The sequence below is a fragment of the Mycobacterium sp. genome, assembly GCF_032162105.1.
In the GTDB taxonomy this organism is placed as follows: Bacteria; Actinomycetota; Actinomycetes; order Mycobacteriales; family Mycobacteriaceae; genus Mycobacterium.
This window is the reverse complement of sequence record NZ_JAVRPS010000508.1, coordinates 1-9269: the sequence shown is the minus strand read 5'-3', so window position 1 is coordinate 9269 and position 9269 is coordinate 1. Positions and strand designations below refer to the sequence as shown.

General features: G+C 68.1%; 10 protein-coding genes. 3 read left to right on the top strand and 7 right to left on the bottom strand.

Annotation, left to right across the window (positions count from 1 at the left end; translation table 11 throughout):
• Positions 1 to 445 (bottom strand): LLM class flavin-dependent oxidoreductase (locus tag QOC69_RS26180; RefSeq protein WP_526445151.1); only part of this gene is annotated, 445 nt, incomplete at its 3' end.
• 71 nt (positions 446 to 516) lie between these two features.
• Between QOC69_RS26180 and QOC69_RS26175 the strand changes: the two genes are divergently transcribed.
• Both QOC69_RS26175 and QOC69_RS26170 read left to right on the top strand, forming a co-directional pair.
• Entirely contained in the window at positions 517 to 1245 is a 729-nt protein-coding gene (locus QOC69_RS26175) for an MBL fold metallo-hydrolase (RefSeq protein ID WP_526445149.1), read from the top strand.
• A 150-nt stretch (positions 1246 to 1395) separates the two neighbouring features.
• Positions 1396 to 2400, top strand: coding sequence for an alpha/beta hydrolase (locus QOC69_RS26170; protein ID WP_526445147.1), 1005 nt, complete (start codon positions 1396 to 1398; stop codon positions 2398 to 2400).
• Here the strand turns inward: QOC69_RS26170 and QOC69_RS26165 are convergent.
• The 3 genes from QOC69_RS26165 to QOC69_RS26155 form a co-directional block, all read right to left on the bottom strand.
• Positions 2382 to 2678 carry a hypothetical protein gene (locus QOC69_RS26165; protein ID WP_526445145.1) on the bottom strand — a complete coding sequence of 99 codons (297 nt, stop codon included), beginning with the start codon at positions 2676 to 2678 and terminating at the stop codon, positions 2382 to 2384. The two genes, QOC69_RS26170 and QOC69_RS26165, sit on opposite strands and share 19 nt — an antisense overlap.
• Positions 2679 to 2772: 94 nt before the next feature.
• A complete protein-coding gene (locus tag QOC69_RS26160) occupies positions 2773 to 3888 on the bottom strand; it encodes an LLM class flavin-dependent oxidoreductase (RefSeq protein ID WP_526445143.1) in 1116 nt (371 codons plus the stop codon).
• 7 nt (positions 3889 to 3895) lie between these two features.
• On the bottom strand, positions 3896 to 4420 hold the full coding sequence (locus QOC69_RS26155; protein ID WP_526445141.1) for a GNAT family N-acetyltransferase: 525 nt from the start codon (positions 4418 to 4420) through the stop codon (positions 3896 to 3898).
• A 130-nt stretch (positions 4421 to 4550) separates the two neighbouring features.
• Between QOC69_RS26155 and QOC69_RS26150 the strand changes: the two genes are divergently transcribed.
• Positions 4551 to 5402 carry an SDR family NAD(P)-dependent oxidoreductase gene (locus QOC69_RS26150; protein WP_526445139.1) on the top strand — a complete coding sequence of 284 codons (852 nt, stop codon included), beginning with the start codon at positions 4551 to 4553 and terminating at the stop codon, positions 5400 to 5402.
• Positions 5403 to 5408: 6 nt separating this feature from the next.
• Here the strand turns inward: QOC69_RS26150 and QOC69_RS26145 are convergent, their stop codons facing one another.
• The 3 genes from QOC69_RS26145 to QOC69_RS26135 form a co-directional block, all read right to left on the bottom strand.
• Positions 5409 to 8057 carry a helix-turn-helix transcriptional regulator gene (locus QOC69_RS26145; protein WP_526445137.1) on the bottom strand — a complete coding sequence of 883 codons (2649 nt, stop codon included), beginning with the start codon at positions 8055 to 8057 and terminating at the stop codon, positions 5409 to 5411.
• 7 nt (positions 8058 to 8064) lie between these two features.
• Positions 8065 to 8463 (bottom strand): hypothetical protein, encoded by a 399-nt coding sequence (locus QOC69_RS26140; RefSeq protein ID WP_526445135.1) that lies wholly within the window; start codon positions 8461 to 8463, stop codon positions 8065 to 8067.
• A 3-nt stretch (positions 8464 to 8466) separates the two neighbouring features.
• On the bottom strand, positions 8467 to 9269 hold an 803-nt coding region (locus QOC69_RS26135), incomplete at its 5' end, for a PLP-dependent transferase (protein ID WP_526445133.1).

Below are 9269 nucleotides of genomic sequence, written 5' to 3'. Positions count from 1 at the left end.
CGACCCGGTCACCCACCCACAACTCGCGCATCAGCCGCACCGATTCGCGCAACCGCGCGTAGCGCTCCTTGAACTCCGGCCATTCCCCGACATAGCCGGTGGCGATCTCGTTGAGCGACTCCCCGGTGCCGACACCGAGGAAGATCCGATCGGGATACAGACACCCCATCGTGGCGAACGCCTGCGCGATGACGGCCGGGTTGTACCGGAAGGTCGGGGTCAGCACCGATGTGCCAAGGATCAGGCGTTCGGTGCGTTCGCCCACCGCCGTCATCCACGCCAGCGAGAACGGTGCATGGCCACCCTCGTGCCGCCACGGTTGGAAGTGATCGCTGACGGTCGCGCTGTCCATGCCGTGCGCTTCGGCCGCCACGGCCAGCTCGACCAGTTCGCGTGGGGCGAACTGCTCCGCCGACGCCTTGTATCCAAGTTTCAGTTCAGCCACGACTTCGTTTCTACTCCACTGGCGTTCATGGCGTCGCACCGCTCTCCCCAGGGGCTGCATAAACTCAGCACATGGCGGCCCTCACGGCGATCACCGACACCGTCCACTTTGCTCACACCGACCTGGTGAACTGGACCCTGGTGGCCGACGACACCGGTCTGCTCATCATCGACGCCGGGTTTCCCGGCCAGCGCGACGAAGTGCTGGACTCGGTGCACCAACTCGGGTTCGGCATCGACGACATCCACGCATTCCTGCTCACCCACGCACACGTCGACCACTTCGGCGCGGCGATCTGGTTCGCCAAAACCCATGGCACGCCCGTCTTCTGCCATGCCGACGAGGTTGGCCATGCCCACCGCGAGTACCTCGAGCAGGTGTCGCTGGTGGACCTGACCACCAAGATGTGGCAGCCCCGCTACCTGAAGTGGACCGTGGAGATCGGCCTGAAGGGCGCGTTGACCAGCGAAGGCATCCCCACCGCGCACGCGCTGACCGAGGAGGTCGCGGCGGCCCTGCCGGGTAAACCGATGGCGATTCCCACTCCCGGCCATACCGGCGGGCACTGCTCGTTCGTGGTGGACGGCGTGCTGGTCAGCGGTGACGCACTGGTCACCGGTCACCCAGTGTCCACGCGCCGCGGACCTCAACTGCTGCCCGGCCTGTTCAACCACGATCAGGACGGCTGCGTACGCAGCCTGGCCGCGCTGGGGTTTCTCGACTGCGAGGTGGTGCTGCCCGGGCACGGCCCGGTGTGGCGGGGGCCGATCCGCGAGGCCGCCGAGCAGGCCGCACGGTGACCGTCTCGACCCGAGCGAGTCGATTCGGTTGCCAGAGGAATGGATTCGACCTGGTGGAACTCGGTATCTGAGGAGTTGCGCAATTCGCTGCGCGGGAAATTCGGCTGGGGTTAACGTCGGACGTAGCGGACCGGCGGATGGGGGCCAGCGATGGCATTCGTTCAGGAGATCTCAGGCGCGTGGATGCGCCGACTGGCAGTTGCCGTGGTGGCGGCTGCCGCGTTGCCCGGCCTGATCGGCGTCGCAGCCGACCCGGCGACGGCGGGGGCCTTCTCCAGTCCGGGCCTGCCGATCGAATACCTCGACGTGCCGTCGCCGTCCATGGGTCGCGACATTCGAGTTGAGTTCCAAAGCGGCGGCCCGGATTCCCACGCGGTGTACCTCCTGGACAGCATGGAGGCGGGGGACGACTTCAACGGTTGGGACATCAACACTGCGGCGTTTGATTGGTACTACCAGTCGGGGCTGTCGCTCGTCATGCCCGTCGGCGGGAAGTCGAGTTTCTACAGCGACTGGTACCAACCCGCAGTGGGCAACGGTCAGACCCAAACCTACAAGTGGGAAACCTTTCTGACCCAAGAACTTCCGGCCTGGTTGGCGGCCAACAGGAACGTCGCGGCGACTGGCAACGCCGTGGTGGGTTTGTCGATGGGTGGCTCCTCGGCGCTGGTGCTCGCCACGTATCACCCGCAGGAGTTCATCTACGCCGGCTCGTTGTCGGGCTTCCTGAACCTGTCCGCGCCCAACTGGACCGGTCAGGTGGGAATCGCGATGTCCTGGAACGGCGGCTTCAGCCCCGAAGCCATGTGGGGACCGCCCGGCGACCCGGCCTGGGCGCGCAACGACCCGACGGTCAACGTCTCACGGCTCGTCGCCAACGGGACGCGGGTCTGGATCTACTGCGGCAACGGCACACCGGGAGACCCCGCCCTGGCAAGCCCGGATGCGCCCATCGCCGGCCTCGGCTTCCTCGAGGGATTCGCCATCGACTCCAACGTTGCCTTCAGAGACGCCTACGTCGCGGCCGGCGGCAACAACGGCGTGTTCAACTTCGCCGACGGCATCCACAGCTGGGGGTACTGGGGTCAACAGCTGCAAGAGATGAAACCCGATCTGCAAAGGGTTCTTGGCGCGGTTCAGGTGAGCACTTCGTAGCCCAGCAGGAAGATCGCCGTCAGACACAGCCCGCACGACACCAGGATCGCGGGCATCAGGATCATCTGGTCGAGTTCCTCGTCGTCGAGAGCGTCACTGGCGACCGGCCCGAACAACACTCGCCCCACCGCGTTGTCCCGGAACGCCCGCACCACCCGCCGCACGCTGGTGACGTCCCGCTTGCGTCCGATCAGCGTCCGCAGACCGAATCCGGCGACGAAAATCACGACGGCACCCAGCAGCAGCAGCCATCCGATGACCGTCTGCGACAGCACCATGCACCCCCGGGGTGTAGGCGATACCCGTTGCGGCGAGCCTAGATGCCGCGCTGCTCCCGCAACGTGAACCCGCGGTATTTGGTACCGCAGGGCCTCACGCCAAACCCCACCGTTTCGCAATCAGCTCGTGGGAGCGCACCCGGTCGCAGTGGCGGTGCGTGACCGACGTGACGACCAGCTCGTCGGCATTGGTCAGCCGCTGCAGGGCCTCCATGCGGTGCGCGACCTCGTCGGGGTCGCCAACGAACTGCGTCGCGGTGCGGTCCTCGACCAGGGCGAGCTGCTCGGCGCCGAGTGGCGGGGAGGAGCCTGGTTCCGGATACGGCACCGCGCCATCGCCCGCGCGGATCGAGTACACCCAGTGCCCGTAGCTCGAGGCCAGCTGCCGCGCGGTGTCCGTGTCGTCGGCGACGACGATGTCGGCTGACACCACCACGTACGGTTCGCGCAGTGTCTCCGAGGGCTGGAATGCCGCGCGGTACACGTCGATCGCCTCGAGTGCGGTCGCCGGGGTGATGTGGTAGCTCGCCACGAACGGCAGTCCGCGGGCCCCGGCGACCTGTGCGCTCTGACCCTTGCTGCTGCCGAACACCCACGGCGACAACGGCGCCCGCTCCCCCGGCACGACGTGTGACTCCACACCGTCGGGCGCGTAGGTGCCTGCCAGCATCGCCAGGATGTCACCGACCTGATCGTCGAAGTCCGGGGAAACCGCCTCGGGTTGTTGCAACACCGACATCCGCGCCTTCAGCCGCGGATTGCGCATCAGCGCGCTGATGTCGAACGGCGGCGGCACCACGACGCCGTCGATCTCGCGCCATTCCCGGGGCGGCTTCGGCTTCTCGCCGGTGGGCTGCTTGGCCGCCTCGCGTCTGCGTTGTCCCGACCGGCCGACGCCGAGATCGATGCGGCCAGGGTGGAACGCATCGAGCATGCCGAAGCTCTCGACGACGGCGATTGCGGTGGTGTGCCCCAATTGCACCGCGGCCGAACCGACTCGGATGCGCTGCGTCGCGGCGGCGATCTGGCCGATCAACACCGCCGGCGACGAGCTCGCCACGGCGACGAAGTGGTGTTCGGCGATCCAATAGCGGCGGAAGCCCCATTGTTCGGCGTGCTGGGCCAGGTCGACGGTGTTGCGCAGCGCGCTCGCCGCGTCGCTGCCCGCGCTGATGGGCGCGAGGTCGAGAATCGACAAGGGAACGTTCACGGCCGGCTCACCTCCTGGATACGTGTTCTCTGACTGGTCGCCGCAGATCCTTTGCGAACGCGACGGGGTAGACCTCGCCCTCGGCGGGGAGCGGTTCGGCCAGCCTGCGGTAGCCGGTCGCCAGGTAGAGCGCCTCGGCCTCGGGTTGCCGGTTGCCGGTGGTCAGATAGATCCGGCGGTATCCGGCCGCGGCGATCGCGTTCTCCAACTCGGCGAGCAGCGCCCGCGCGTATCCCTGGCGGCGGTGCCCGCTGTCGGTCCAGATGCGCTTGAGTTCGGCGGTCTCTGCGTCGAACCGGCAGAACGCCCCGCCGGTGACGGGCCTACCGTCACGCAGGCCGATGAGCATTCCGCCGTCCGGTGGCGCGAACTCACCCGCCGGGGACTGACGCAACCAGGCGCCGACGGCGTCGGTGGTGCTGCCATACCGGGAGGAGTACTCGACGGCGAGTTCGGCGAGCAGCGGCTCGGCCAGCCGGTCGTCCTGGCCGACCGCCACGAATCGCAGGTGGTTCAGTGCAGGTGCGGGCATCACCTAACTGTCTAACGCGAGGCGCTCTGGCGCATTCCAGGGTGCCCCCTTCGGCTCATCGTGATCGGAACTGATGCGTGCTCGCGACGCCACTTCTCAACCAAACTTGACATGTGTAAAGTTTGGTCGCATGGACAACATCCTGGGTAAGACCATCGCGATCACCGGCGCCGCCCGTGGAATTGGTTACGCCACCGCCGAGGCCCTGCTGGCCCGCGGTGCGCGCGTGGTGATCGGCGATCGCGACGTGGCGGTCCTCGAATCGGCGGTGACCGGGCTGAGCTCGCGGGGCCAGGTGTCGGGCTACCCGCTCGACGTCAGCAACCAGGAGTCGTTCGCGACCTTCCTCGACAAGGCCCGCACCGACGGGGCCGGGCACATCGACGTGCTGATCAACAATGCCGGCGTGATGCCGGTCGGGCCGTTCCTGACGCAGTCCGAGCAGGCCATCCGCTCCGCCATCGAGGTGAACTTGTACGGCGTGCTCACCGGCTGCCGACTGGTCCTGCCGGAGATGGTGAAACGCCGCAGCGGCCACATCGTCAACGTCGCGTCGGTGGCCGGGGTGGTCGCGGTGCCCGGCCAGGTGGTCTACGCAGGCACGAAGTTCGGCGTCGTCGGCCTGTCCACCGCGTTGGCCGACGAGTTCGCCCCCCAGGGCGTGGAGGTGTCGGTGATCATGCCGACCTTCACCAACACCGAACTGATCTCGGGCACCAAGGCCACCGGAGCGCAGAAGCCGGTGCAGCCCGAGGACATCGCCGCGGCCATCGCCAAGGTGCTCGACAAGCCAAGGACTCACCTCTCCGTGCCAGCGCCGCTGCGGTTCGTCGGCGCGGTCACCGCGATGCTGGGGCCCCGCGCCAGGCGGTGGCTGTCCAAGCAGACGGGCAACGACCGGGTCTTCCTCGACTTCGACGTCGCTGCACGGCAGAGCTACGAGAACCGGGCGCAAAGCGCGACCGGCGTGGTCGACGAGTAGGACCGGCTACACACCTGCGGCGCCGCCGGCCCGCATGATCCTCGCGAGGTCGGCCCGGGAGGTGGCCCCGACCCGCTGGCGCGCCCGGAGCAGATGACCCTCCACGGTGCGCACCGACGTATAGAGCCGGTCGGCGATCTCCTTGTCGGACAATCCCGCCGCCACCAGTTCGGCGACTTCACGCTGCCGTGCGGTCAGCGGCGTCGGCGACGCAGGACTGCGCGTGGCAGGCGTGCACAGCCCGCCGCAGTCACTGGCCAACTGGGCGGAGACCGACGCCGCGAACAAGCCGCGGCTGCGTGACTGCGAACCGGTGAACGCCACCGCAGCCTGCGCGGCGGCATCGGCGGCGGTGCACCGGTCGCCGATCGCCTGGTACGCCTCGGAGGCCGCCAGCAGCCCCTCGCCGTTGCGGGTCAGCAGCGACTCCGCGTGTGCGGCAACGGCATCGGCCAACGGCATGGACAGTTCACCGGCCAGCTCCCTGGCGCGGGCGGCGACGTCGGGCAGCTCAACGGTGACGCCCCACTGCACGGCCGCCTGCAGGCAGGACAACTCGTGGGTGGGTTGCCCCCTGTCACGGGCCACCGTGGCTGCGGCGAGCACGGTCTCGATGGCGCCCGTGAGCGAGCCACCGGCCGCCAGCGTCCACCCGGTGGCGGTCGCCAGCCCAGTCTGCATGAACAGAAAGTCCTCTTTGACGGACTGGCGCGCCTCGGCCAGCATCGCGGCGGCGGCGTCGGCCTCGCCCAGCTTGGCGTGCGTCTCGGCCAGCGCGAAGGTGCACGCGGGCCGCAAACCCGTTGTAATGCCATAGTTCTCGACACCTGCAAGCGCCTCGTGCAGCATCCGCTCCGCGCTGCGCAGGTCGCCGCGCATCAGTTCGGCATGACCCTTCAGGAACGCCAGGTTGGCGTAGGCCAGCGAGGGCATGTCCTTGGCCAGGGCGTACAGCAGTTCAGCCGCCCGTTGACACTCCTCGATGCGGCCGGTCAGCCGACAGGCCCTGGCGTACACGCCGCCGAACCAGAACCGCATGTGCGACGTCTCGAACGAGTTCGTGGCCCGGTCGAGCGCTGCCTGCGCCACCGGGGCTATCGCGTCGCCGTATCCGAGCGCACCGGACGCCATTACCAGCGCCACCGCGGCCAGCATAGCGTTGAGGTCAGACAACGTTCCGGATTCCAGTGCCGCCCTTGCCTTTTCCTCGGCAGCTTCACAACGTGCAAACACCGCGTCTACACCCGCTTCGACGGCGTAGCGGGCCGCGCGTTCGGCATCGGTCTCAGCGGTTTCGGCCAAGTCCGCCAGCGTTTCGGCAGCCTCCTTGGGTCGGCCCAGCATCCAGATCAGGTTGGCCGCCCGCAGCGTTGCCCAGCGGTGACGATCTCCGTTGTCCCCCGAGTCGAGGTCACGCAGGAACCGCTCGGCGTCACTGCCACTACCGGCCAGGAAACGGTTGAGAGCAAGCAGCTTCACGGCCTCCGCCGAGCCAGAGGCGACGGCGGCTGTACCGAACCGCTCGGCAAGATCCAGGTCGAGGAGCATCATCGTGTGCCGGGCTGCCCTCAGATAGAGATCCGGATCCGGTGACAGGTCGGATTTCAATGTCAGCAGGGCACGGCGCACCGTGGTCTGGGGATCGGTGTCGGCCTGGCCTGCCAGTCGCCGGGCGAGGTCGCCGCGGACCTTGGACAGGTACATCTCGCCGGCCTTGGCCCGCCGCAACTCGCCGTACAGCGGGTGGGCCAGGCGGGCCAGCAGCGTGCCCGCGGTGCGCTCGACGGTGACCAGGTGCATCTGCTCTGCGGTGGCGAGGTGCTCCCGCCCCACCACGTCGGCCAGCAGGTCGACGTCGATCGGCTCGTACTGCGAGAGGGTGTCCACCACCAGCGCGACCTCGGGCGCCAACCGGTCCAACTCGTTGCCCACCAGATCGCTCATGTTCTGCGAGACGGCGACGTCGCCGTCCCAGAGCCACACTCCGGCCACCTCGCGGATCCGTCCTGCGGCCACCTGGTCCTTGACCAGCTGCTGCAGGAAAAGGGCGTTGCCGCCGGTGAGCCGCCAGAACCGCTGCGCGCTCCGCGCGTCGACCGGACCGTTCAACGCGCCCTCGACCATGGTGCGGGCCGCGTCGGCGGACAGCGGCTCCAGATCGAGGCGGGCCAGCAGACCGTCCTTCCACAGCGCCTTCACCGCGTCCGGTTCGTCACTGCCGGTTCGAACGGTCACGACCAGGCGGGCCTCGCGGGTCTGCGCGAGCTGATGCACGACGTGCGCGGAGAACTCGTCGAGCAGGTGTGCGTCGTCGATGCCGAGGACGAACCGCCCGCCCCGTTGCTGGGCGACGAGCGAATCGATCACCCGTCGCACGCTGGGCACGGGGTTGGAGTCTTCGGAGAAGGCCGCGCCGACGAGGGTGGCGTTGAACGCGCCCAGCGGAATCGGGCGCCCCGATGCCGTTGCGACCACCCAATTGGTGCGCGTGCCCGACGAGGCGGCCTGCATGAGCAACTCGCGTGCGAGTCGCGTCTTGCCCACCCCCGCCGCACCGGCGATCACCACACCCGAGAAATTGCCGACCCCGCTCAGCGCCCGGCGCAGGGTTACGAGTTCGGTGTCCCGCCCGGTCAGCGCATCCCCGCTGATCACGCGCCGACTATAACGCGACTTCCGGCATCGGGTCGCCGATCCGGTAGGCCTCGATCTCGTCGAGGCGGTCGAAGAGCTCCTCGACGGTGAACTGGTAGTCCACCCCGTCGGCCTCCCCCGAGCCGACCAGGATCAAGTGCGGTTCCTCGGGGTCGCTGAGCCAGATCCGGGTGACCGGTTCGGTCGCCTCGTCGTCCAGCTCGACCCCTGACGGTGGGTAGAACCAGGTGATGAAGTTCTCGTTGGAGAACTCACGGTCGAATTCCCAACCCCGCGCGATGATCTCGTTGGCGATCAGAGCCACGCCCTCGACGTCGGCGTGTACCTCGTCGGGCAGCCACCGGTCATTGCGTGCGACCTGGCGCCTCTTGCGCCGTGCCTTCTTGGCCGCACTCGCCCTGGACACGGGCTAGCCGAGTGCCCGGTCGAGGTCCGCGATCAGGTCCTCGGTGCCCTCGAGACCCACCGACACCCGGACCACGGCGTCGCCAAGTCCGATCGCCGCCCGGCCCTCGGGCCCCATCGCCCGGTGCGTGGTGGTGGCGGGGTGCGTGATCAAGCTCTTCGCGTCGCCGAGGTTGTTGGAGATGTCGATCAACCGCAGCTTGTCCAGCACCTCGAACGCCCGCTGCTTGCCCGCGCCCTCCCTGGCGGCCAGCTCGAAGGTCACCACGGTGCCGCCGCCGGTCATCTGACGCTTGGCCAGGTCGTACTGCGGGTGCGACTCCAGAAACGGATAGCGCACCCAGCTCACGGCAGGGTGCGCCTCGAGGAACTCGGCGATGCGGTGCGCCGCGGAGTTGGCGTAGTTCACCCGAACCGCAAGTGTCTCAAGGCCTTTCAACATCGTCCACGCATTGAACGCACTCATCGCCGGACCGGTGTGGCGCATGAGCTTCTGCACCGGACCGTCGATGTACTCCTTGTCGCCGAGGATCGCGCCGCCGAGAACGCGCCCCTGACCGTCGATGTGCTTGGTGCCGGAGTAGACCACGACGTCCGCTCCGAGCGGGAGACCCTGCTGCAACAGCGGGGTCGCGAAGACGTTGTCCAGCACCACCTTTGCGCCCGCCGAATGGGCCAGCTCGCACACCGCAGCGATGTCGACGAGGGATTGCATCGGGTTGGACGGCGTCTCGAAGAACACCGCCTGGGTAGGCACGGAAAGCGCCTTCTCCCATTGAGATAAGTCGTCGCCGTCGACGAATACGG